Origin of the sequence: Escherichia sp. KTE96 (genome assembly GCF_000408525.1) — a bacterium.
Taxonomy (GTDB): Bacteria; Pseudomonadota; Gammaproteobacteria; order Enterobacterales; family Enterobacteriaceae; genus Escherichia; species Escherichia marmotae.
The window spans coordinates 473,580-495,463 of record NZ_KE137147.1 but is presented as its reverse complement, the minus strand read 5'-3'; the positions used below and the strand labels follow the sequence as shown (position 1 = coordinate 495,463).

19 protein-coding genes, 1 tRNA gene, 1 pseudogene and 1 riboswitch are annotated in these 21,884 nt (G+C 51.6%); of the genes and pseudogenes, 9 read left to right on the top strand and 12 right to left on the bottom strand.

Features of this window, described 5'->3' with window-relative positions; all coding sequences use genetic code 11:
• Nucleotides 1-101: 101 nt before the first annotated feature.
• Nucleotides 102-731 carry a DNA-binding transcriptional regulator NfeR gene (gene nfeR / locus A1WG_RS15900; protein ID WP_016242548.1) on the bottom strand — a complete coding sequence of 210 codons (630 nt, stop codon included), beginning with the start codon at nt 729-731 and terminating at the stop codon, nt 102-104.
• Between the two features lie 277 nt (nt 732-1,008).
• Here nfeR and nfeF point away from each other — a divergent pair, with 277 nt between their 5' ends.
• Nucleotides 1,009-1,773: an NADPH-dependent ferric chelate reductase NfeF gene (gene nfeF / locus A1WG_RS15905; RefSeq protein WP_001517125.1), complete on the top strand. Its 765-nt coding sequence runs from the start codon at nt 1,009-1,011 to the stop codon at nt 1,771-1,773.
• A gap of 58 nt (nt 1,774-1,831) precedes the next feature.
• Here the strand turns inward: nfeF and A1WG_RS15910 are convergent.
• Nucleotides 1,832-1,907 (bottom strand) — tRNA-Ile (locus A1WG_RS15910).
• 125 nt (nt 1,908-2,032) lie between these two features.
• Here A1WG_RS15910 and mug point away from each other — a divergent pair.
• Nucleotides 2,033-2,539: a G/U mismatch-specific DNA glycosylase gene (mug, locus tag A1WG_RS15915; RefSeq protein ID WP_000227305.1), complete on the top strand. Its 507-nt coding sequence runs from the start codon at nt 2,033-2,035 to the stop codon at nt 2,537-2,539.
• Between the two features lie 79 nt (nt 2,540-2,618).
• Here mug and rpoD read toward each other — a convergent pair whose 3' ends face one another.
• The 3 genes from rpoD to rpsU form a co-directional block, all read right to left on the bottom strand.
• Nucleotides 2,619-4,460, bottom strand: a complete 1,842-nt coding sequence (gene rpoD / locus A1WG_RS15920) for an RNA polymerase sigma factor RpoD (protein ID WP_000437384.1) — start codon at nt 4,458-4,460, stop codon at nt 2,619-2,621.
• A gap of 194 nt (nt 4,461-4,654) precedes the next feature.
• A complete protein-coding gene (dnaG, locus tag A1WG_RS15925; protein ID WP_000918813.1) occupies nt 4,655-6,400 on the bottom strand; it encodes a DNA primase in 1,746 nt (581 codons plus the stop codon).
• Nucleotides 6,401-6,510: 110 nt separating this feature from the next.
• Nucleotides 6,511-6,726, bottom strand: a complete 216-nt coding sequence (gene rpsU / locus A1WG_RS15930) for a 30S ribosomal protein S21 (protein ID WP_001144069.1) — start codon at nt 6,724-6,726, stop codon at nt 6,511-6,513.
• 237 nt (nt 6,727-6,963) lie between these two features.
• Between rpsU and tsaD the strand changes: the two genes are divergently transcribed.
• Nucleotides 6,964-7,977: a tRNA (adenosine(37)-N6)-threonylcarbamoyltransferase complex transferase subunit TsaD gene (gene tsaD / locus A1WG_RS15935; protein WP_001264356.1), complete on the top strand. Its 1,014-nt coding sequence runs from the start codon at nt 6,964-6,966 to the stop codon at nt 7,975-7,977.
• A 44-nt stretch (nt 7,978-8,021) separates the two neighbouring features.
• Here the strand turns inward: tsaD and plsY are convergent, their stop codons facing one another.
• Complete coding sequence (gene plsY / locus A1WG_RS15940) at nt 8,022-8,639, bottom strand: glycerol-3-phosphate 1-O-acyltransferase PlsY (protein ID WP_001272800.1); 618 nt, start codon at nt 8,637-8,639, stop codon at nt 8,022-8,024.
• A 105-nt stretch (nt 8,640-8,744) separates the two neighbouring features.
• Here plsY and folB point away from each other — a divergent pair, with 105 nt between their 5' ends.
• Together folB and bacA are read left to right on the top strand one after the other, a co-directional pair.
• Nucleotides 8,745-9,113, top strand: coding sequence for a bifunctional dihydroneopterin aldolase/7,8-dihydroneopterin epimerase (gene folB / locus A1WG_RS15945; RefSeq protein WP_001517124.1), 369 nt, complete (start codon nt 8,745-8,747; stop codon nt 9,111-9,113).
• Nucleotides 9,114-9,203: 90 nt separating this feature from the next.
• Entirely contained in the window at nt 9,204-10,025 is an 822-nt protein-coding gene (bacA, locus tag A1WG_RS15950; RefSeq protein WP_001517123.1) for an undecaprenyl-diphosphate phosphatase, read from the top strand.
• A gap of 181 nt (nt 10,026-10,206) precedes the next feature.
• On the opposite strand, the gene cca is transcribed toward bacA, so the two are convergent.
• Complete coding sequence (gene cca, locus A1WG_RS15955; protein ID WP_001517122.1) at nt 10,207-11,445, bottom strand: fused tRNA nucleotidyltransferase/2',3'-cyclic phosphodiesterase/2' nucleotidase/phosphatase Cca; 1,239 nt, start codon at nt 11,443-11,445, stop codon at nt 10,207-10,209.
• Between the two features lie 63 nt (nt 11,446-11,508).
• The gene (locus A1WG_RS15960; protein WP_001125318.1) at nt 11,509-12,129 is read right to left on the bottom strand and encodes a TIGR04211 family SH3 domain-containing protein; all 621 of its coding nucleotides are present in this window, start codon (nt 12,127-12,129) and stop codon (nt 11,509-11,511) included.
• Nucleotides 12,130-12,370: 241 nt separating this feature from the next.
• Between A1WG_RS15960 and ygiF the strand changes: the two genes are divergently transcribed.
• From ygiF to hldE, 3 genes are read left to right on the top strand one after another with little or no spacing between them, the layout of a single operon-like run.
• The gene (ygiF, locus tag A1WG_RS15965; protein WP_001517121.1) at nt 12,371-13,672 is read left to right on the top strand and encodes an inorganic triphosphatase; all 1,302 of its coding nucleotides are present in this window, start codon (nt 12,371-12,373) and stop codon (nt 13,670-13,672) included.
• Between the two features lie 22 nt (nt 13,673-13,694).
• Nucleotides 13,695-16,535 (top strand): bifunctional [glutamate--ammonia ligase]-adenylyl-L-tyrosine phosphorylase/[glutamate--ammonia-ligase] adenylyltransferase, encoded by a 2,841-nt coding sequence (gene glnE, locus A1WG_RS15970; protein ID WP_001517120.1) that lies wholly within the window; start codon nt 13,695-13,697, stop codon nt 16,533-16,535.
• A gap of 47 nt (nt 16,536-16,582) precedes the next feature.
• On the top strand, nt 16,583-18,016 hold the full coding sequence (hldE, locus tag A1WG_RS15975; protein ID WP_001517119.1) for a bifunctional D-glycero-beta-D-manno-heptose-7-phosphate kinase/D-glycero-beta-D-manno-heptose 1-phosphate adenylyltransferase HldE: 1,434 nt from the start codon (nt 16,583-16,585) through the stop codon (nt 18,014-18,016).
• Between the two features lie 118 nt (nt 18,017-18,134).
• Here the strand turns inward: hldE and ibsE are convergent, their stop codons facing one another.
• The 3 genes and pseudogenes from ibsE to A1WG_RS15980 all read right to left on the bottom strand — a co-directional run bounded on the left by ibsE (nt 18,135) and on the right by A1WG_RS15980 (nt 20,750).
• Nucleotides 18,135-18,194, bottom strand: coding sequence for a type I toxin-antitoxin system Ibs family toxin (ibsE, locus tag A1WG_RS24490; RefSeq protein WP_001387082.1), 60 nt, complete (start codon nt 18,192-18,194; stop codon nt 18,135-18,137).
• A gap of 238 nt (nt 18,195-18,432) precedes the next feature.
• A pseudogene (locus tag A1WG_RS0121540) lies at nt 18,433-20,094 on the bottom strand (flotillin family protein).
• 26 nt (nt 20,095-20,120) lie between these two features.
• Nucleotides 20,121-20,750: an OB-fold-containig protein gene (locus A1WG_RS15980; protein WP_001517116.1), complete on the bottom strand. Its 630-nt coding sequence runs from the start codon at nt 20,748-20,750 to the stop codon at nt 20,121-20,123.
• Nucleotides 20,751-21,018: 268 nt separating this feature from the next.
• Here A1WG_RS15980 and glgS point away from each other — a divergent pair, with 268 nt between their 5' ends.
• A complete protein-coding gene (glgS, locus tag A1WG_RS15985; RefSeq protein WP_001517115.1) occupies nt 21,019-21,219 on the top strand; it encodes a cell surface composition regulator GlgS in 201 nt (66 codons plus the stop codon).
• Between the two features lie 33 nt (nt 21,220-21,252).
• On the opposite strand, the gene ubiK is transcribed toward glgS, so the two are convergent.
• Nucleotides 21,253-21,552, bottom strand: coding sequence for a ubiquinone biosynthesis accessory factor UbiK (ubiK, locus tag A1WG_RS15990; RefSeq protein WP_001517114.1), 300 nt, complete (start codon nt 21,550-21,552; stop codon nt 21,253-21,255).
• Between the two features lie 122 nt (nt 21,553-21,674).
• A riboswitch (FMN riboswitch) is annotated at nt 21,675-21,823 on the top strand.
• Nucleotides 21,824-21,884: the final 61 nt, after the last annotated feature.

The window sequence follows — 21,884 nt, the reverse complement described above, 5'->3', positions numbered from 1 at the left end:
CGTGGTTGGTACACACTGCCTGATGCGATGCTGGCGCATCTTATCAGGCCTACGGGCGCGTAGGCTGATAAGGCGTTCACGCCGCATCCGGCAATCGGTGATTAATCCAGTTGCGTAATATCAAAAGCGGCGCGGTCAATTACCGCAATGATCTTTTTTATCTGCGCGTCGCTGATGTCACTCTGGTTGACACGTAAGTCCAGTACCGCTTTAAAATTATCCAGCGCCCGCTTCATTTGCGGGTTTTGGCGTAGCGCAGCGCCAACGCAGCGGGCTTTGATCCGCTCTTCAATCATTTCCACTTGTTCGCGATTTTCTTCCAGCCACTGCGCGCCCTGTTCGGTCAGCGCAATCTGCTTCTTGCCGCCTTCTTCTTCGCGGATGGTAATCAGCGACTGCTCCTGGAGAAAATCCAGCGTCGGATAGATGACGCCCGGACTTGGGGTGTAATTTCCCTGGGTCAGATTCTCAATCGCTTTAATCAACTCGTAACCGTGGCTGTCATCGCGTGAAAGAATATCCAGAATCACCAGACGCAATTCACCGTGACCAAAGAAACGCTGCCGACGACCACCGCCGCGACCGTGACGACCACCGCAGCATTGACCATGCTCGTGCTCATGCTGATGACCGTGCCTGCAGTGCTCGTGTTCTGACTTCTCACCTTTGCAGCAGCCTTCATGGCGTGGCTGGCCTTCATGTTTACAACACCCTTCGTGATGATGGCTCATAATCAGCCTCCTGTTGCTTAATTAGATATATCTAATTTATATCTAATGTGAACATTACTGCAAGTGCAAAAATGATTTTTAAACGCAGATGTGCTCAACATGTAGGCCGGATAAGGCGTTCACGCCGCATCCGGCAGCCTTGCTATGGTGCTGAATGCCTTCACATACTTCAGATATATCAATTCTACAAATTGCTTGCATTTATCATGATTAGCAATCATTATCATTTGTGAATTTTATTTAGATATATCTGATTACCATCACGAAGGCGATAACAATGACTAACTCTCCCCGCTACCCACAGCGCGTTCGAAATGATCTGCGCTTCCGTGAACTGACTGTGTTACGTGTTGAGCGTATCAGCGCCGGTTTTCAGCGTATTGTCCTTGGCGACGAGGCGCTGGACGGTTTTACGTCGCGCGGCTTTGACGATCACAGCAAACTCTTCTTTCCTCAAACTGACGCTCATTTTGTGCCGCCAACAGTAACGGAAGAAGGTATCGTCTGGCCGGAAGGACCGCGCCCGCCGTCGCGTGACTATACGCCGCTGTACGATGAACAACGCCATGAACTGGCGATCGATTTCTTTATACACGACGGCGGCGTCGCCAGCGGCTGGGCGATGCAGGCGCAACCAGGCGATAAACTCACGGTGGCCGGACCGCGAGGTTCGCTGGTGGTGCCGGAGGATTACGCGTATCAGGTGTATGTCTGCGATGAGTCCGGAATGCCTGCACTGCGCCGCCGCCTGGAAACGTTGAGCAAACTTGCCGTTAAAACGCAAGTTACTGCGCTGGTCAGCGTGCGGGATAACGCCTGTCAGGATTATCTCGCGCACCTTGACGGTTTTAACATCGAATGGCTGACGCATGATGAGCAGGCGGTGGACGCGCGTCTGGCGCAGTTGGCAATTCCTGCTGATGATTACTTCATCTGGATAACCGGTGAAGGAAAAGTGGTTAAGAATTTAAGCCGTCGCTTTGAAGCGGAACAGTATGATCCACAGCGGGTACGCGCAGCGGCTTATTGGCACGCGAAGTGATTGAACAGAAAGAAAAAAACAAAAGGCTGACGATTTTTCGTCAGCCTTTTGCTGTGTCTGGTGGCCCCTGCTGGACTTGAACCAGCGACCAAGCGATTATGAGTCGCCTGCTCTAACCACTGAGCTAAGGGGCCATGGTAGCGGATTATAAAGTAACTCCGTGTCGCAATCCAGCCATTACCGCGCGGCTGCTGTTTTTATAAACAATGTGTTTTCAATTCGTTATACTTCCTGCGGGTTGTGTTGTTCAGGAGTTAATATGGTTGACGATATTCTTGCGCCAGGATTGCGTGTGGTGTTTTGTGGCATCAATCCGGGTCTTTCTTCCGCGGAGTCTGGTTTTCCGTTTGCCCATCCGGCGAATCGCTTCTGGAAGGTGATTTATCAGGCCGGGTTTACCGACCGTCAGTTGAAGCCGCAGGAAGCGCAGCATCTGCTGGATTATCGTTGTGGCGTCACCAAACTGGTTGACAGGCCAACGGTGCAGGCTAATGAAGTGTCAAAGCAGGAATTGCACGCAGGTGGGCGCAAGCTAATTGAAAAAATTGAGAATTATCAGCCGCAGGCGTTGGCGATTCTGGGTAAGCAGGCGTATGAACAGGGATTCAGTCAGCGAGGCGTGCAGTGGGGGAAACAAACGCTGACCATTGGTTCGACGCAGATTTGGGTATTGCCGAATCCCAGCGGTTTAAGTCGAGTTTCTCTGGAGAAACTGGTTGAGGCATATCGGGAGTTGGATCAGGCACTGGTAGTGCGTGGGCGATAAAAAACGCCACCAGAAAGGTGGCGTTAGAGTAGCAAGACGAGTGCCGGATATGACGTGAACGTGTTATCCGGCCTACAGATTAATCGTCCAGGAAGCTACGCAGCACTTCAGAACGGCTCGGGTGACGCAGTTTGCGCAGCGCCTTCGCTTCGATCTGACGGATACGTTCACGGGTAACGTCGAACTGTTTACCCACTTCTTCCAGCGTGTGGTCGGTGTTCATGTCGATACCGAAACGCATACGCAGAACTTTCGCTTCACGCGCGGTCAGGCCAGCCAGCACGTCGTGCGTTGCCGCACGCAGGCTTTCGGTGGTCGCAGAATCCAGCGGTAGTTCGAGGGTGGTATCCTCGATGAAATCCCCCAGATGCGAATCTTCATCATCACCGATCGGCGTTTCCATGGAGATTGGCTCTTTGGCGATCTTCAGCACTTTACGGATCTTATCTTCCGGCATCAACATACGTTCAGCCAGTTCTTCCGGCGTCGGCTCGCGGCCCATCTCTTGCAGCATCTGGCGAGAAATACGGTTGAGCTTGTTGATAGTCTCAATCATATGCACCGGAATACGAATGGTGCGCGCCTGATCCGCGATAGAGCGGGTGATCGCCTGACGGATCCACCAGGTTGCGTAGGTGGAGAACTTATAACCACGACGGTATTCGAACTTATCAACCGCTTTCATCAGACCGATGTTGCCTTCCTGAATCAGATCGAGGAACTGCAAGCCACGGTTGGTATATTTCTTGGCGATAGAAATAACCAGACGTAAGTTCGCTTCAACCATCTCTTTCTTCGCACGGCGGGCTTTCGCTTCACCGATGGACATACGGCGGTTGATGTCTTTAACCTGCTCAATGGTCAGGCCGGTTTCTTCTTCAATTTGCTGCAGTTTCTGCAGGGCGCGATGCACTTCTTCAGAGACATCGTGCAGTTTTTCCGACCACGGTTTGTTCATCGCAATCGCTGCATTGAACCAGGTATCGCTGGTTTCGTTGCCGGTAAACAGGGTGATGAAGTTTTTCTTCGGCATTTTGCACTGCTCAACGCAGAGCTTCATGATCAGACGTTCTTGTGTACGAACGCGATCCATCATGACGCGCATGCTGTTGACCAGGTAGTCAAACTGCTTCGGCACCAGGCGGAACTGTTTGAACACTTCAGACAGTTTCAGGATCTCTTCCTGAGCGGCTGCGTGACTGCGGCCTTTCGCTTTGATGGTGTCGCGCGTTACAACATACTGGGCACGCAGTTCAGCAAATTTTTCGCGAGCCAGTTCCGGGTCGATGCTGTTGTCATCGTCGGCGCTGTCGTCGTCGGCATCTTCTTCGTCTTCATCTTCGTCATCGTCCAGATCTTCCTGAGAAAGCTCTGAACCGACGTGAGTGGCGGTTGGTGCCAGTTCTTCTTCTGCGTTCGGATCGACAAAGCCGGTGATCAGATCGGACAGACGTGCTTCTTCCGCTTCAACACGATCGTACTGTTCCAGCAGATAGGTAATTGCTTCTGGATATTCAGCAACGGAGCATTGAACCTGGTTGATCCCGTCTTCGATGCGTTTAGCGATGTCAATTTCGCCTTCGCGGGTCAACAGTTCAACGGTGCCCATTTCACGCATGTACATGCGTACCGGGTCAGTCGTGCGCCCGATTTCAGATTCCACGCTGGAAAGCACCTGTGCGGCGGCTTCGGCAGCATCTTCGTCTGCTGTGTTTTCAGCCAGCATCAGATCATCGGCATCCGGCGCTTCTTCCATCACCTGAATGCCCATGTCATTGATCATTTGGATGATGTCTTCGATCTGATCGGAATCGACGATATCTTCCGGCAGATGGTCATTGACCTCGGCATAGGTCAGATAGCCTTGCTCCTTACCACGGGTGACAAGAAGTTTTAGCTGTGACTGCGGGTTTTGCTCCATAAGACGGTATCCACACTTATTTCATGAGGTTGGTGTTGGGCGATTGACCGGATATCATTCAGATATTAATGCTGAAATCCAACGGTTGTTTACCGCCAACGATAATTACGAGGGCGTACTTATATCATTGCCGCTGCCTCTCAGTGCGGCTGTCGGGGGCTTCCCGATCGCTATTCGGCACTTAAGCCGTTAAATCACTTTTTCGCCAGCTCCTGGTTTAATGTCCAGAGTTCCAGGCGTTCTTCATTACTTAAACCATGCGTGCGCTCACGAGCGATTAACTCTTCCTGGCGCAGTTCAAGCAACGAATCAAACATATGGTTGAGTGAGTCGGTGAAGGTTTGCTCAGCAATATTCTTATCTGCTATATCGTCCCACATCGACAGTTTTTCAAGGGTGGCAGCATTATTTGTGCCACGATAGTGCTCTAAAAGTTGCCCGGTGGTCAGACCTGGCTGAGAGAGACAAGTGTTGACCAGTTCTCTGAATAAGCCAAGTCCGGGGAGCTTATTTTGATCCAGATTTTCCAGCGGCGGGACTAACGTCGCTAATTCTGGATTTTGCACCAGCAACCCTATAAGTATACGCATGGTCGTGCGTTTTAGCTGCGGAACAGGACGAGAAACACCGTTCTCCGCTGCTTTCGGCATTAATCGTTCAAGCTGGCTGTCATCAAGTATGCCTAACTTGTTGCCTAATTCCTGACGAAGATAGATGCGCAATGTTTCTCCGGGCACCTGAGAAATCAGCGGCAGCGCCAACGTACTTAAACGCGCACGCCCGTCAGGTGTGCTCAGATCAACTTGCGGCATCAGGCTGTTAAACAGAAACGCAGAGAGCGGCATGGCCTGCTCCATACGCGCTTCAAACGCCTCTTTACCTTCTTTGCGTACCAGCGTGTCAGGGTCTTCGCCATCCGGTAAAAACATAAAGCGTAGCTGACGACCATCTGTCATATAGGGCAGCGCAGTTTCTAACGCTCGCCACGCGGCATCACGACCTGCGCGGTCGCCGTCATAACAGCAAATGACATTGTTGGTCGCGCGGAACAACAACTGAATGTGATCGGCAGTGGTCGATGTACCCAACGATGCAACGGCGTAATTAATACCGTATTGCGCCAGAGCAACCACGTCCATATAGCCTTCGACCACCAACAGACGCTGGGGTTCAGCGTTATCCTGCTGCGCTTCATAAAGACCGTAAAGCTGGCGGCCTTTATGGAAAATATCAGTTTCCGGCGAGTTCAGGTATTTTGGGGTATCGTTGCCCAGCACGCGCCCACCAAAACCAATCACCCGACCGCGTTTATCGCGAATGGGGAACATCACCCGCTCGCGGAAACGATCGTAACTGCGGCCCTGATCGTTGGTTACCAACATGCCTGCATCAATCAATGACTGGCGATTTTCTGGATTGTCGCCAAACCGTTTCAGGACGTTGTCCCAGCCGGGGGGCGCAAAACCAATCGCAAAACGGGCGATTACCTCATGGCTTAATCCGCGTTTTTCCAGATACTGGCGCGCAGATGTAGCAACAGGTTGCTGTAAAGATTGTTGGTAAAACGTATTCAGACCGTCCATCAACTGATAAAGAGTTTGCCGTTGATGGCGCTCTATCTGGCTGGGGCCGCTGCCTGCTTCAAATGGCACTTCAAGATTGTGCATTGCCGCCAACTCTTCGACCGTTTCGACGAACTCGAGTTTGTCGTAGTTCATCAGAAAGTCGATCGCGTTGCCGTGCGCGCCACATCCAAAGCAGTGGTAAAACTGTTTCTCACCGTTGACGGTGAAGGACGGGGTTTTTTCGTTGTGGAATGGACAACACGCGTGAAAATTCTTGCCCTGCTTTTTTAGCTTCACACGAGCATCGATCAGATCGACGATGTCAGTGCGCGCCAGCAGATCATTAATGAATACGCGTGGGATTCGTCCAGCCATAGGCCCCGATTTTTAGCAATTCATAAACGAAAATAAGCCGCGCATTCCTTTCGGAAGCACGGCCTTACAACTACAACTCGGTCTGATCGGAGAGCAACGCTCTCGGGGAATTAGTACAGACGAGTACGGCGTGCGTTTTCGCGAGCCAGTTTCTTCGCGTGACGTTTCACTGCAGAAGCTTTAGCGCGCTTACGTTCGGTAGTCGGTTTTTCATAGAATTCACGACGACGAACTTCCGCCAGAACACCTGCTTTTTCGCAGGAACGCTTGAAGCGACGCAGAGCTACGTCGAACGGCTCGTTTTCACGTACTTTAATTACCGGCATGTGCCTCTCACCTTTGATTAATTCGGTTTGCCGCTGGCATCAACGCCAGCTTATTTCAAAATGGTGCGGAATTTTACTGCAATTGCTGCTGCTTTGTAAAGCACCGCGGCCTTTTTTGAAAGGGACTTTTATAAGGGTGAGGAGTATACACGAGGCTTTCTCCAGGGGCGAACAAAGTTTTACATCAACCCGCATTGGTCCTACACTGCGCGGTAATAAAGCGAGGTAAAACAAGTCATGCGTGTACTGGGTATTGAAACTTCTTGCGATGAAACCGGCATCGCCATTTACGACGATGAAAAAGGTTTGTTAGCCAACCAATTGTATAGTCAGGTGAAATTACACGCTGACTACGGCGGCGTAGTGCCTGAACTGGCCTCCCGCGATCACGTGCGTAAAACCGTACCGTTGATCCAGGCGGCGCTGAAAGAGTCCGGGCTGACAGCAAAAGATATTGATGCAGTGGCCTATACCGCAGGCCCTGGATTAGTCGGCGCGCTGTTGGTTGGCGCAACGGTTGGGCGTTCGCTGGCGTTTGCCTGGGGCGTTCCGGCGATCCCGGTACACCATATGGAAGGGCATCTGTTAGCGCCGATGCTGGAAGATAACCCACCGGAATTTCCGTTTGTCGCGCTGCTGGTTTCCGGCGGTCATACGCAGTTAATCAGCGTCACTGGTATTGGTCAGTACGAGTTGCTCGGTGAGTCCATTGATGACGCTGCCGGGGAAGCGTTTGATAAGACCGCGAAGCTGCTGGGGCTGGATTATCCAGGCGGGCCGTTACTGTCGAAAATGGCCGCCCAGGGTACTGCCGGGCGCTTTGTCTTCCCGCGTCCGATGACCGACCGTCCGGGGCTGGATTTCAGCTTCTCTGGCCTGAAAACCTTCGCGGCAAATACCATTCGTGACAACGGCACCGACGACCAGACGCGTGCTGATATCGCTCGCGCCTTTGAAGATGCGGTGGTCGATACGTTGATGATTAAGTGTAAGCGAGCGCTGGATCAGACGGGCTTTAAGCGACTGGTCATGGCAGGCGGCGTGAGTGCTAACCGCACGCTGCGGGCGAAACTGGCGGAAATGATGAAAAAGCGTCGTGGCGAGGTATTCTACGCGCGTCCGGAGTTTTGTACCGATAACGGCGCGATGATCGCCTATGCTGGAATGGTGCGGTTTAAAGCAGGCGCGACGGCGGATCTCGGCGTGAGTGTGCGTCCGCGCTGGCCACTGGCAGAGTTACCGGCTGCGTAAGGCTATGATTCAGCCTGTGAAAAGGATAAGCACGGGCTGAAAAATCACTCAGGATCTTTTTCGCGCTTTCTTTTGAATTTCGTCCAGATTTTTGTCTCCTGGTGACGCCACAGACGCTGGATGTTGTCATGATGACGCAGCAGGATCAGGCAAGAGAGCATCGAAACCGGGAAGGTGAATTGTGGCTTAAACCACCAGACATAAAACGGAGCAATCAGCGCGCTGACAATCGCCCCCAGCGACGAATATCCACTCAATAGCACGGTAAGCAGCCAGGTTCCCGCCATCACGCCCGTTAAATCCCAGCCAATCGGGGCTATTGCACCAAAAGCGGTGGCAACGCCTTTCCCCCCTTTAAAACCGAAGAAAACCGGCCAGATATGTCCAAGACAGGCAGCTATAGCAATTAAGCCTAACCAGAAGGGGCTGACACCTAATACATACGCGCCCCAAACGGGCAACATTCCTTTCAGAACGTCGAAAATCAGTACTGCTACGGCTGCTCCCTTGCCACCGATACGTAATACATTGGTTGCGCCAGGATTACCGGAGCCGCTGGTTCGCGGATCGGGCAGACCACACAAGCGGCAAACCAGAATGGCACTGGAAATGGAGCCGCAGAGGTACGCGATGAGGATCATTCCAGGCGCGATTGCACTCATAAGCTGTTCCGTTTTGAAAATTCGTGTTTAACGATGAATCCGTGGATAATACGCACATTTCGCCGGAAGTGGTATCCGGGTTAGCCAAAAAGCGAGCAGGTCGTGATGGATATTGTATTTATAGAGCAACTTTCGGTAATCACCACTATTGGTGTTTACGACTGGGAACAGACCATCGAGCAGAAGCTGGTGTTCGATATCGAAATGGCGTGGGATAACCGTACAGCGGCGAAAAGCGATGATGTGGCGGACTGCCTCAGCTACGCAGACATCGCAGAAACGGTGGTTAGCCACGTCGAGGGGGCGCGTTTTGCGTTAGTGGAACGCGTGGCGGAAGAGGTGGCGGAATTGCTACTGACTCGCTTTAACTCTCCGTGGGTGCGCATCAAACTCAGCAAGCCAGGTGCAGTGGCGCGCGCTGCTAATGTTGGCGTAATCATTGAGCGTGGCAATAATCTGAAAGAGAATAATTAATTTTATAGCTGTTAAACCAAATGGTTATAAGCGGGTCATACTGCAGTAGTTTGGACAAGCGGTATATTTTTATAATTTAGGGGTTTATTGATGAGCGATATGCACTCGCTGCTGATAGCGGCAATATTGGGTGTGGTCGAAGGATTGACAGAATTTCTGCCGGTATCCAGCACGGGCCACATGATTATTGTCGGTCATTTGTTGGGATTTGAGGGCGATACGGCGAAAACCTTTGAAGTCGTTATCCAGTTAGGATCGATTCTGGCTGTGGTTGTCATGTTCTGGCGGCGTTTGTTTGGCCTGATTGGCATTCATTTTGGCCGTCCATTGCAGCGCGAAGGAGAAAGCAAAGGCCGGTTAACGATGATCCACATTTTACTGGGGATGATCCCGGCAGTTGTCCTGGGGCTGTTATTCCACGATACGATTAAGTCATTGTTTAACCCGATAAATGTCATGTACGCGCTGGTCGTTGGCGGTCTATTGTTGATTGCCGCGGAATGCCTGAAGCCGAAAGAGCCGCGCGCGCCGGGTCTGGATGATATGACATATCGTCAGGCGTTTATGATTGGCTGTTTCCAGTGTCTGGCGCTGTGGCCGGGTTTCTCCCGCTCCGGAGCGACTATTTCTGGTGGGATGCTGATGGGCGTGAGTCGTTACGCCGCTTCTGAGTTCTCGTTCCTGCTGGCGGTGCCGATGATGATGGGCGCAACGGCGCTCGATCTCTACAAAAGTTGGGGGTTCCTGACAACCGGTGATATCCCGATGTTTGCCGTTGGGTTTTTCACCGCCTTTGTGGTGGCGCTGATTGCGATTAAAACCTTCCTGCAATTAATTAAGCGGATTTCGTTTATCCCGTTCGCCATTTATCGCTTTATTGTGGCGGCTGCGGTGTACGTTGTGTTCTTTTGATGTGAAGAACAGTGTCGGATGCCTGGAATTGTCCACGATTGCGTAGGCCGGATAAGTCGTTCACGCCGCATCCGGCAATCAACGCCTGATGCGACGCTTGCGCGTCTTATCAGGCCTACAACCGTCGTTGACATGTAGCCGGATAAGGCGTTTATGCCGCATCCGGCAAAATGCCCAAAACTTATTCAGGCTTTGGGCAACGTTGTTCCTTCCAGGTAGCCACCGCCGCAATTCGGCGTCGTGTCAGCTCCTCGCGGATCTCCACGCCTTTAAATCCTGCGTCAACAACCGCCTTTGTTGGTACTGACTGCGCTACTTCCCACGCTTCACGTAACCAGCGTCCTTGTGGGTAATCTGCCGCTTCAAAACCGGTTCGACCGCGCACGTCTGCCTCGCTGGTCAGCGCCAGTTGCTCGACACGCTGCGGTTTACGCCAGGCATCGATGGAATCAAACAATTTGACGATGGTTTTCGGATTCAGCATTGGGAAGGTGTGGATGAGATCGTGAAACTCCGCGACCAGTTTGGCTAAATCGCGGATTTCATTAGGGACGCGCAGGCGCTGGCACAATTGTTCTACTAATTTCACGCCTGCCGGACCATGACCATGATGACGTGGCCACAGCTCCGGCGGCGTTAGCCCTTTACCGAGATCGTGGCATAACGTTGCGAAACGGACATCGACCTGCGGACTTAGCATCGCCGCCATTGAGAGTGTCATTAAGGTGTGAATACCAGTATCGATTTCCGGGTGCCATTTCGCCGGAGCGGGGACACCAAACAACGCGTCGATCTCCGGGAATAAAACGCGTAATGCGCCGCAATCGCGTAGTACCTGAAAGAACACCTGTGGATTGCGGGTTGTGAGGGCGCTTTCAGTTTCTTTCCACACGCGTTCGGGCGTCAGGTGTTCCAGTTCACCCGCGTGGGTCATCTCGCGCATCAACGTCATTGTTTCATCGGCAATACGAAAACCGAGATGAGCATAACGTGCGGCAAAACGCGCTACGCGTAGCACGCGTAGCGGATCCTCGCCAAAAGCGGGGGAAACATGGCGCAGAAGACGGCTTTGCAGATCGCCCAGACCGTTGTACGGATCGATAATATCGCCGTCATCATCCTGGGCCAGCGCATTGATAGTCAGATCGCGACGCTGAAGATCATCTTCCAGCGTGACATCAGGCGCGGCATAACAGGTAAAACCTGTGTATCCCGAACCGGATTTCCGCTCGGTACGCGCCAGCGCATACTCTTCATGCGTTTGCGGATGCAGAAAAACAGGAAAATCGCGGCCTACCTGCTGGTAGCCCGCGTCAAGCATCTGTTGTGGCGTGCTGCCGACAACCACCCAATCTCTGTCTTTGACCGGTAGCCCTAATAACGCATCCCGAACCGCACCACCGACCAGATAAATCTTCACGCCATTTTCCCTTCGTCAAATACACAATTCCTAATAATAAGATAGTGTGACGAAGAAGGCGATTTAGTTCATCCAGCGATCTTTACGTTTGCGCGTTGGGATCAGGTGCGGCAATACCAGACCGAGCAGCAAGCCAAGCCCCAGCACGCCGCCACCATACATAAACCACTGCATGATGATGGTGCGCTGTTTGTCATCCAGTTGCACGCTGGCGGCATCAACTTTTTTCTGGGCGACAATCAGTTCGTTTTTCAGCTTCTGATTTTCTTCTTTTAACCCGTTGATCACGCTGTCGCTCTGCGCCACTTTCTGCTGCATTTCTGCCGTGCGCTGATTCCAGGTGTTATCGATATTAGTGAGCTTATTAGTCAGGGTTTTGACCTGATTTTCCAGATCTGGCACACGGGAGCGTAGACTTGGCTCTGTGCTAAGTTGTTTCAACGGGATCCAGGCGGTACGACCAGAGCTGTCTTTCACCTGGGCGTAACTGGTGTTGGCGTCAGTTTGTAATAATGTCACTTCCTCACCGGCGTTAACCGTGCCCACGAGGCGATAATTATCTCCCGGGCCACTGCGGACCCAGGTATTCAGTTCGTCAGAAACATAGCGCTTTTCTTCCGCGTGAGAGACGGCAGTGGCGCTAAGCGCGAGTAAAGTTAGTGCGATCAGGCGTAATTTTGGCATCAGGCTGTCGTTATTGTCATGGAAAGTGGAACGATAGTAGTGGCATCAGTGTCGCTACGCAAAGCATTCGGCATCAATCGGAATCCTCTGTGTCAGCTCTTGCCACTGTTTCAAACTTTTACGCCCGTCAAAATGCTCGTTGCATGGCAATTTGGCGCAAAATACTATCTACTGACAAAAAAGATCGCATTTAGTTCGCCGTTCATCGTCACTTATGTGACATAACCGATAAGTAAAGGCCATGGCTCAGGAAATCGAATTAAAGTTTATTGTTAATCACAGTGCCGTTGAGGCGTTGCGTGACCATCTCAATACGCTGGGCGGTGAGCATCATGACCCCGTGCAGTTGCTCAACGTCTACTACGAAACGCCGGATAACTGGCTGCGTGGGCACGATATGGGCCTGCGTATTCGTGGCGAAAATGGTCGCTATGAGATGACCATGAAAGTTGCCGGGCGGGTAACGGGCGGGTTACACCAGCGACCGGAATATAACGTTGCGTTGAGTGAGGCGAACCTCGATCTGGCACAGTTTCCAGTAGAAGTCTGGCCAAACAATGAATTACCTGCCGATCTTGCTTCCCGCGTACAGCCGCTGTTCAGCACTGATTTTTATCGCGAAAAATGGTTGGTAGATGTTGATGGCAGCCAGATTGAGATTGCCCTCGATTTGGGGGAAGTGAAAGCCGGTGAATTTGCTGAACCCATCTGCGAACTGGAGCTGGAATTACTTAGCGGTGAAACGCGCGCGGTGCTGAAACTGGCGAGCCAACTGGTATCGCAAACCGGATTGCGTCAGGGCAGCCTGAGCAAAGCCGCACGTGGTTATCACCTGGCACAGGGCAATCCTGCGCGTGAAATTAAACCCACCTCTATTCTGCATGTTGCGGCAAAAGCGGATGTCGAGCAGGGGCTGGAAGCGGCGCTGGAGCTGGCATTAGCGCAATGGCAGTATCATGAGGAGCTGTGGGTACGCGGCAACGATGCGGCGAAAGAGCAAGTGTTGGCAGCCATCGGCCTGGTTCGTCATACGCTGATGCTGTTCGGTGGCATTGTCCCACGTAAAGCGAGCACTCACTTACGTGATCTGCTGACCCAATGTGAAGCGACAATTGTTTCTGCGGTTTCTGCCGTAACGGCTGTCTACTCTACCGAAACGGCAATGGCGAAACTGGCGTTGACCGAATGGCTGGTAAGCAAAGCCTGGCAGCCGTTTTTAGATAGCAAAGCGCAGAGCAAAATGAGTGATTCCTTTAAACGCTTTGCTGATATCCATCTCTCCCGCCACGCCGCTGAGCTGAAAAGTGTTTTTTGCCAGCCGTTGGGCGATCGCTATCGTGATCAGTTGCCACGTCTTACGCGTGATATTGACTCCGTATTGCTGCTGGCAGGTTATTACGATCCTCTCGTCGCGCAAGCCTGGCTGGAGAACTGGCAGGGGCTGCGTCACGCTATTGCGATCGGGCAACGCATTGAAATTGAACATTTCCGTAATGAGGCAAACAATCAGGAACCGTTCTGGTTGCACAGCGGAAAACGTTAATCAGGCAAGGATAAAATCGCGTATGAAGCCGCTCTCTTCACCGTTACAGCAGTACTGGCAGACCGTTGTTGAGCGGCTGCCAGCGCCTTTAGCCGAGGAATCACTTAGCTCACAGGCGAAGTCAGTACTTACCTTCAGTGATTTTGTGCAGGACAGTGTGATTGCGCATCCAGAGTGGTTGGTGGAACTGGAAAGCGAACCACCGCAGGCCGACGAATGGCAGCATTACGCTGCATGGTTACAGAAGGCGCTCAGTGATGTAAACGATGAAGCCAGCTTAATGCGCGAACTGCGGCTGTTCCGTCGGCGCATTATGGTGCGTATTGCCTGGGCGCAAATACTGGCGCTGGTTGCGGAAGAGAACATTTTGCAGCAACTCAGCCATTTGGCGGAGACGCTGATTGTCGCGGCGCGTGACTGGCTGTATGACGCCTGCTGCCGCGAATGGGGAACGCCGTGTAATGCGCAGGGCGAAGCGCAACCGCTGCTGATTTTAGGCATGGGTAAGCTGGGTGGTGGAGAACTGAATTTCTCCTCGGATATCGATCTGATTTTTGCCTGGCCGGAACATGGTTGCACGCAGGGAGGACGCCGCGAACTGGATAATGCTCAGTTCTTTACCCGCATGGGCCAGCGGCTGATTAAAGTGCTGGATCAACCGACGCAAGATGGCTTTGTCTATCGCGTGGATATGCGGCTGCGCCCGTTTGGTGAAAGTGGCCCGCTGGTGCTGAGTTTCGCGGCGCTGGAAGATTATTACCAGGAACAGGGGCGTGACTGGGAGCGTTACGCGATGGTCAAGGCGCGGATTATGGGCGATAGCGATGGCGTTTATGCTAACGAATTGCGTTCGATGCTGCGTCCGTTTGTTTTCCGCCGTTACATCGATTTCAGCGTGATCCAGTCGCTACGCAACATGAAAGGGATGATTGCCCGTGAAGTCCGCCGTCGTGGCCTTACTGACAACATCAAACTTGGTGCCGGTGGCATTCGTGAAATTGAATTTATCGTCCAGGTGTTTCAGCTCATTCGCGGTGGGCGCGAACCGTCGCTGCAATCACGCTCTTTACTGCCAACACTCAGCGCCATTGCCGCGCTGCATCTGCTTTCTGAAAACGATGCCGAACAATTGCGAGTGGCATATCTGTTTCTGCGTCGTCTGGAAAACTTGCTGCAAAGCATTAATGATGAACAAACCCAGACGCTCCCAGCCGATGAGCTTAACCGTGCGCGGCTGGCGTGGGCGATGGATTTCGCTGACTGGTTGCAACTGACCGGAGCGCTGATCGGACATATGACCAATGTGCGCCGGGTATTTAACGAACTGATTGGCGATGACGAAAGCGAAACTCAGGAAGAGTCGCTATCGGAGCAGTGGCGTGAGTTGTGGCAGGATGCGTTGCAGGAAGATGACACCACGCCGGTGTTGGCGCATCTTAGCGAGGATGATCGCAAACAAGTGCTGGCGCTGATTGCCGATTTCCGTAAAGAGTTAGACAAACGTACCATCGGGCCGCGCGGACGTCAGGTACTCGACCATCTGATGCCGCATCTGCTGAGTGACGTTTGTGGGCGTGAAGATGCCGCCGTCACGCTGTCGCGTATTACCGCCTTGTTGGTGGGGATTGTCACTCGTACCACTTATCTTGAGTTGCTCAGTGAATTTCCGGCGGCGCTTAAACATTTGATTTCGCTGTGCGCTGCATCTCCGATGATTGCCAGCCAACTGGCGCGTTATCCATTATTGCTGGATGAACTGCTCGATCCGAACACGCTCTACCAGCCGACGGCGACTGATGCATATCGTGATGAACTGCGCCAGTATTTGCTGCGCGTGCCAGAAGATGATGAAGAACAACAGCTTGAGGCGTTGCGTCAATTTAAACAGGCACAGTTGTTACGTATTGCTGCCGCGGATATTGCCGGAACGCTGCCAGTGATGAAAGTGAGCGATCACTTAACCTGGCTGGCGGAGGCGATGATCGATGCTGTGGTACAGCAAGCATGGGGACAAATGGTTGCCCGCTATGGTAAACCGAATCACCTGAGTGAACGCGAAGGCCGCGGTTTTGCGGTGGTCGGCTACGGTAAGCTGGGGGGCTGGGAGTTAGGCTACAGTTCTGATCTTGATCTGATCTTCCTGCACGATTGCCCGATGGATGTAATGACCGACGGCGATCGGGAAATCGACGGACGGCAGTTTTATCTGCGTCTGGCGCAACGCATTATGCACCTGTTCAGCACACGTACTTCTTCCGGCATTTTGTATGAAGTGGATGCGCGGCTGCGCCCGTCCGGAGCGGCGGGAATGCTGGTTACCTCCACAGAAGCGTTTGCCGATTATCAGAAAAACGAGGCCTGGACGTGGGAGCATCAGGCGTTGGTGCGTGCGCGTGTGGTGTATGGCGATCCACAACTGACAGCGCAATTCGACGCGGTGCGTCAGGAAATTATGACACTGCCGCGTGAAGGTAAAAACCTACAAACGGAAGTGCGGGAAATGCGCGAGAAAATGCGCGCTCATCTCGGCAATAAACATCGCGATCGCTTTGATATCAAAGCCGATGAGGGCGGAATTACCGATATCGAATTTATTACCCAATATCTGGTGTTGCGCTACGCTCATGAAAAACCAAAGTTAACGCGCTGGTCAGACAATGTGCGCATTCTGGAACTGCTGGCGCAAAACGACATTATGGAAGAGCGGGAAGCGATGGCGCTAACCCGTGCTTACACTACGCTTCGCGATGAACTTCACCACCTGGCGTTACAGGAGTTGCCGGGCCATGTGCCGGATGAGTGCTTCACCGCAGAGCGTGAACTGGTGCGGGCAAGCTGGCAGAAGTGGCTGGTGGAGGAATGAAGTGTGATATTATCGCGCGCAAATTTTGAATCTCTCAGGAGACAGGAATGAAAGTAACGCTGCCAGAGTTTGAACGTGCTGGAGTGATGGTGGTTGGTGATGTGATGCTGGATCGTTACTGGTACGGCCCCACCAGTCGTATTTCGCCGGAAGCGCCGGTGCCTGTGGTTAAGGTCAATACCATTGAAGAACGTCCGGGCGGCGCAGCCAACGTGGCGATGAACATCGCTTCTCTCGGTGCTAACGCGCGTCTGGTTGGGCTGACAGGTATTGATGATGCGGCGCGCGCGCTCAGTAAATCACTGGCGGACGTGAACGTAAAATGCGACTTCGTTTCTGTGCCGACGCATCCAACCATTACCAAACTGCGGGTGCTTTCCCGTAACCAACAGCTTATCCGCCTGGACTTTGAAGAAGGTTTCGAAGGCGTCGATCCGCAGCCACTGCACGAGCGGATTAATCAGGCGCTGGGTTCGATTGGCGCGCTGGTGCTTTCTGACTACGCCAAAGGCGCGCTGGCAAGCGTACAGCATATGATCCAATTAGCGCGTAAAGCGGGCGTTCCGGTGCTGATTGATCCAAAAGGTACTGATTTTGAACGTTACCGTGGCGCTACACTGCTGACGCCGAATCTCTCTGAATTTGAAGCTGTTGTTGGTAAATGTAAGACCGAAGAAGAGATTGTTGAACGCGGCATGAAACTGATTGCCGATTATGAACTCTCTGCGCTGCTGGTAACCCGTTCTGAACAAGGGATGACACTGCTGCAACCGGGGAAAGCGCCGCTGCATATGCCAACTCAGGCGCAGGAAGTTTATGACGTAACTGGCGCAGGCGATACGGTGATTGGCGTGCTGGCGGCAACGCTGGCTGCGGGTAATTCACTGGAAGAAGCTTGCTTCTTTGCGAATGCGGCAGCAGGCGTTGTTGTCGGTAAATTGGGGACGTCCACGGTTTCACCGATCGAGCTGGAAAACGCAGTACGTGGACGTGCGGACACCGGCTTTGGCGTGATGACTGAAGAAGAACTGAAGCTGGCTGTAGCCGCGGCGCGTAAACGCGGTGAAAAAGTGGTGATGACCAACGGCGTCTTCGATATTTTGCATGCCGGGCACGTCTCCTATCTGGCAAATGCCCGTAAACTGGGCGATCGCTTGATTGTCGCCGTGAACAGCGATGCCTCCACTAAACGGCTGAAAGGGGATTCTCGTCCGGTTAATCCGCTCGAACAGCGCATGATTGTACTGGGCGCACTGGAAGCGGTCGACTGGGTGGTATCATTTGAAGAAGATACGCCGCAGCGCCTGATCGCCGGGATCCTGCCGGATCTGCTGGTAAAAGGCGGCGACTATAAACCGGAAGAGATCGCCGGGAGTAAAGAAGTCTGGGCCAACGGCGGTGAAGTGCTGGTGCTCAACTTCGAAGATGGTTGCTCGACAACCAACATCATCAAGAAGATCCAACAGGATAAAAAAGGCTAACTGGAAAGCGGTTCGCAGATCTCGCTTCGTGCCAGGTAGATCTATTGGCGCTGTTGTTTTTTCAACCTAAGGTAAAGGAACAAGGGTAAGGGAGGATTTCTCTCCCTCTGATGAGTTGTTAGTAAGTCGGGAAACTTAACAGTAACAACACAACCAGTATGATGACGAACTTCATCATAACCCTTTCCTTCTATAAGGCCCCTTCCTTGGGAGGGGCTTTTCTGTTTCAGCCCCTTACTGACTCTCCGAGTGTTGATGAGTGACAGACCCCGCACAATGCTTTCTCTGATGCAGTTTGGTCTTCCCCGAGCGGTCACGCAAAACGCTGCAACAGCCTGATCATTTGCACTTTTTGCTGGAACGTAGATATAAAAAATCCCCGGCTTTTTGAGCCAGGGATGTGAATATAAGAAGATTTATTCTACTTTATCTGCGACGGGAATCGATGAAGCCAATGGTGAAGTCAGTGCCGCCAGCGAACCGCCTGAAACACCGATTTCATTAAGTAGAGAGTCAATAAGCGGTGCCTGTGTACGGTAAGAAAGAGCGGCTGATAATGCCTGCTCCGCCAGGTTTCCTCCGCCAACGCTGCCTGATGTCGCATCACCCGCAGCGCCGCCACGATTTAAGCCATCGACCTGAATAATCTTGATACCGTCAATAGACTTCATCGGCTCAACGGATTTCTCGATTACAGCAGGCAGAGACTGCAATAGTGCCAGCTTGAATTTAAGGCTGGTTTGTTCGTCAGAAAGTACGTTGATGGCGTCGTTCAACGCTCGTTGCGCTTCTGCTTCTGCCAGGCCTTTTTTACGCGTAGCTTCGGCTAACTCAACAATGGCTGCCGCCTGCATTTCTGCAGCTTCTTTCTCTGCTTTCGCCCGCACGGTCAGTTCAACTGCTTTGGTTTCCGCATCCTGTGCTGCTGCAATCAGCGCTACCTGCTTGGCACGGTCAGCTTCGGCGGTCTGACGTGTCGTTTCTACGTTTTGCTGGGCGCTTACTGCTTCTGCTAAAGCCAGGTTGGCACGGGCTTCTGCCTGCGATTGTTGTTCCGATTTGGCCGCAATGGCGATCGATTTCGTTTGGTTGGCGATTTCGGTGACTTGTTGCTGTTCGATTTCTTTAATGCGAACTTCACGTTCAGCCTCAACTTTTCTGGAGCGGACGGCCTGCTCGCGGTCGATTTCGGTTTCCTGAATCTGACGTTCAGCAAGAATACGCGTTTGCTCTGCTTCACGCCGACGTTCAGCTTCAAAAGCAGCAATTTTTGCGTTCTGCTCGGCAGTGCGGGTTTTCACCTGCTGCTCCTGCTCAAGGGTCATAAACGCTTCTTGCTGTTCAATTTCCAGCTTCCGCGACAGCGCATCACGGTTTTTTTCACGAACCGCAACTTCTACATCTTGTTCAACCTCGTTACGTTCGCGGCGGCGACGTTCTGTTTCCTAGGTCAGCTTGGTCAAACCCTCAGCGTCAAAGGCATTATTCGGGTTGAAATGTTCTTTGGAGGTCTGGTTAAAGTTGGTGAGTGACACGCTTTCCAGTTCCAGGCCGTTTTTCGATAAGTCTTCTGCAACGGTATTTTGCACTCCCTGAACGAAGTTTTCGCGCGTATCTTGCAACTCATGCATCGTCATTTGTGCCGCTGTCGCACGTAGGGCATCGACGAATTTATCTTCGACCAGCATACGTAAATCTTCAGGCGACAGAGTGCGTTGCCCCAGCGTCTGAGCTGCGGTGGCAATTCCTTCAACTGAAGGTTTTACGCGCACAAAGAAAGCGACAACCACATCGACGCGCATACGGTCTTTCGTGATCAGACTATCAATTGTCGAGCGACTGACTTCCAGTTTCAATGTATTCATATTGATGGGGATTATTTCATGGAAGATAGGCATAACAATTGCGCCGCCGCTCATGACTACTTTTTGCCCGCCTAATCCGGTACGGACAAATGCCTGCTCGGCGGATGCCCGACGATAAAGCCGCGCGAAAATAATACCGATAATAAATAGAATGCATACGGCAACAATCGCGGTGAACATCCATGACGGAACTAAGTTGACAATATCATCCATTATTAAATTTCCTTTTAATTAAATAATTACAATATGTTTGGCCAGGGATTTTTTTCAGCCAAATACCGCGTTGTAGAAAGTCGACAAATAATTAATACTTTATCGCCTTTATTGAAGAATATCCCTTTTTCGGGTTCCAGTAATAAATAGTGTATTTGACCAAATTGATCAGTGAGTTTTCCTTCACAGGGTTTTCCGGAAGAGGCCTGATGACCAGTAATTAATGCCATGCAGCCAATATATTCTTCTTCTGTAATGGCAGTACTATGGTCGCGAGGGATCCAGGGCGCAATCACCTTGCCGGTATAATGCACCATGATAATTGTGAGCAGTAAACTAACTGGAACTACGAACAGGTTTGGGAGTGGTGTTTGCCAGAGCATGACACAGACATGCTGAAGAAGAATGCCAATGAGGCCAAAAAAGCCTGCCAACAGACAGAGGACGACGAGGGCTGGCAGTTTTCCAATATTGAGATAATGAAGTGCCTGGCTAATATTACCTGTGGTTATGGAATCGTAATGATCAAGATGTGCATCAAGAGCGCCGGAGAGCATATGGCCACAGATAATGGCAATAATTTCCAACAAACCGATCAATAGTACAAAGGAAATAGCAAAAAGATAAGGTGCGTTATAGTCGGTAAATAAAATCATCTGTCACTCCATCGTCCATTCAGTGACGCATTGTTTACAATGGTATTGTTTCCTTTCTTACATTTGCCTTTGCTAATAATAACATGTGTTAGTGATGTTTTAAAAGGGGAAGTCCATTAATGTTATTTTTTATTTTTCGATAAAAAGTGTGATCCGAAACAATATATTTACGCACGTTATGTTTAAAGGCACTACACTGATTAAGGAATACTGAAATCAGAAAAAGCATATAGCCTTAAAAGGTATGCGATAACCGGAGGATGTGCTTATGGATCATAGTCTTAATTCTTTAAATAATTTCGATTTCCTGGCGCGTAGTTTTGCCAGAATGCATACTGAAGGCCGCCCGGTCGATATTCTGGCCGTCACCGGTAATATGGATGAAGAACATCGAACCTGGTTTTGCGCCCGCTATGCATGGTATTGCCAGCAGATGACACAGCCAAGAGAACTGGAATTAGAACATTGATATTACGGGCCATTTGGCCCGTTTTTGTTTATTTTATTCAGGCTTATCAACTGGTGGGATAGCTGGTGGAGATTGAGTTTCTGCTGTCGGGGTGCAGCGTGTTTCCAGTTCACTGATGCGCTGTTCCAGCAATGCCAGTTTCTCACGAGTCCGTAACAAGACCTGCGTCTGAACGTCGAATTCTTCACGGCTTACCAGATCGAGACGCGTCAACTGCGCTTGTAGGGTTTGGCGGATTTTCTTCTCCACATCTTCCCCGAACTCCCTGATTCCTTTAGGCATCGATTCGTGAACCTGGCGAGCGATTTGCTCAATTTTTTTCGGGTCAATCATTGTAGTTTCCCTGAACTGATAGGTATTGAGTAACATTGTAGTGCGATAAGAGACAGGCATAAACCAGAATTATGTGAACCTGCAGCGTTGCTGCCGCTAGCCATTAGCGTTATAGTGATCTCGCTTATTCTCAGGGCGGGGCGAAATTCCCCACCGGCGGTAAATCAACATAGTTGAAAGCCCGCGAGCGCTTTGGGTGCAAACTCAAAGGACAGCAGATCCGGTGTAATTCCGGGGCCGACGGTTAAAGTCCGGATGGGAGAGAGTAACGATTCTGTCGGGCATGGACCCGCTCACGTTATTTTGGCTGTATGCCGCCACTCCTAAGACTG

Coding starts and splice junctions, on each gene's coding strand:
- nfeR (WP_016242548.1), bottom strand. CDS start 731: ATGAGCCATCATCACGAAGGGTGTTGTAAACATGAAGGCCAGCCACGC.
- nfeF (WP_001517125.1), top strand. CDS start 1,009: ATGACTAACTCTCCCCGCTACCCACAGCGCGTTCGAAATGATCTGCGC.
- mug (WP_000227305.1), top strand. CDS start 2,033: ATGGTTGACGATATTCTTGCGCCAGGATTGCGTGTGGTGTTTTGTGGC.
- rpoD (WP_000437384.1), bottom strand. CDS start 4,460: ATGGAGCAAAACCCGCAGTCACAGCTAAAACTTCTTGTCACCCGTGGT.
- dnaG (WP_000918813.1), bottom strand. CDS start 6,400: ATGGCTGGACGAATCCCACGCGTATTCATTAATGATCTGCTGGCGCGC.
- rpsU (WP_001144069.1), bottom strand. CDS start 6,726: ATGCCGGTAATTAAAGTACGTGAAAACGAGCCGTTCGACGTAGCTCTG.
- tsaD (WP_001264356.1), top strand. CDS start 6,964: ATGCGTGTACTGGGTATTGAAACTTCTTGCGATGAAACCGGCATCGCC.
- plsY (WP_001272800.1), bottom strand. CDS start 8,639: ATGAGTGCAATCGCGCCTGGAATGATCCTCATCGCGTACCTCTGCGGC.
- folB (WP_001517124.1), top strand. CDS start 8,745: ATGGATATTGTATTTATAGAGCAACTTTCGGTAATCACCACTATTGGT.
- bacA (WP_001517123.1), top strand. CDS start 9,204: ATGAGCGATATGCACTCGCTGCTGATAGCGGCAATATTGGGTGTGGTC.
- A1WG_RS15960 (WP_001125318.1), bottom strand. CDS start 12,129: ATGCCAAAATTACGCCTGATCGCACTAACTTTACTCGCGCTTAGCGCC.
- ygiF (WP_001517121.1), top strand. CDS start 12,371: ATGGCTCAGGAAATCGAATTAAAGTTTATTGTTAATCACAGTGCCGTT.
- glnE (WP_001517120.1), top strand. CDS start 13,695: ATGAAGCCGCTCTCTTCACCGTTACAGCAGTACTGGCAGACCGTTGTT.
- hldE (WP_001517119.1), top strand. CDS start 16,583: ATGAAAGTAACGCTGCCAGAGTTTGAACGTGCTGGAGTGATGGTGGTT.
- A1WG_RS15980 (WP_001517116.1), bottom strand. CDS start 20,750: ATGATTTTATTTACCGACTATAACGCACCTTATCTTTTTGCTATTTCC.
- glgS (WP_001517115.1), top strand. CDS start 21,019: ATGGATCATAGTCTTAATTCTTTAAATAATTTCGATTTCCTGGCGCGT.
- ubiK (WP_001517114.1), bottom strand. CDS start 21,552: ATGATTGACCCGAAAAAAATTGAGCAAATCGCTCGCCAGGTTCACGAA.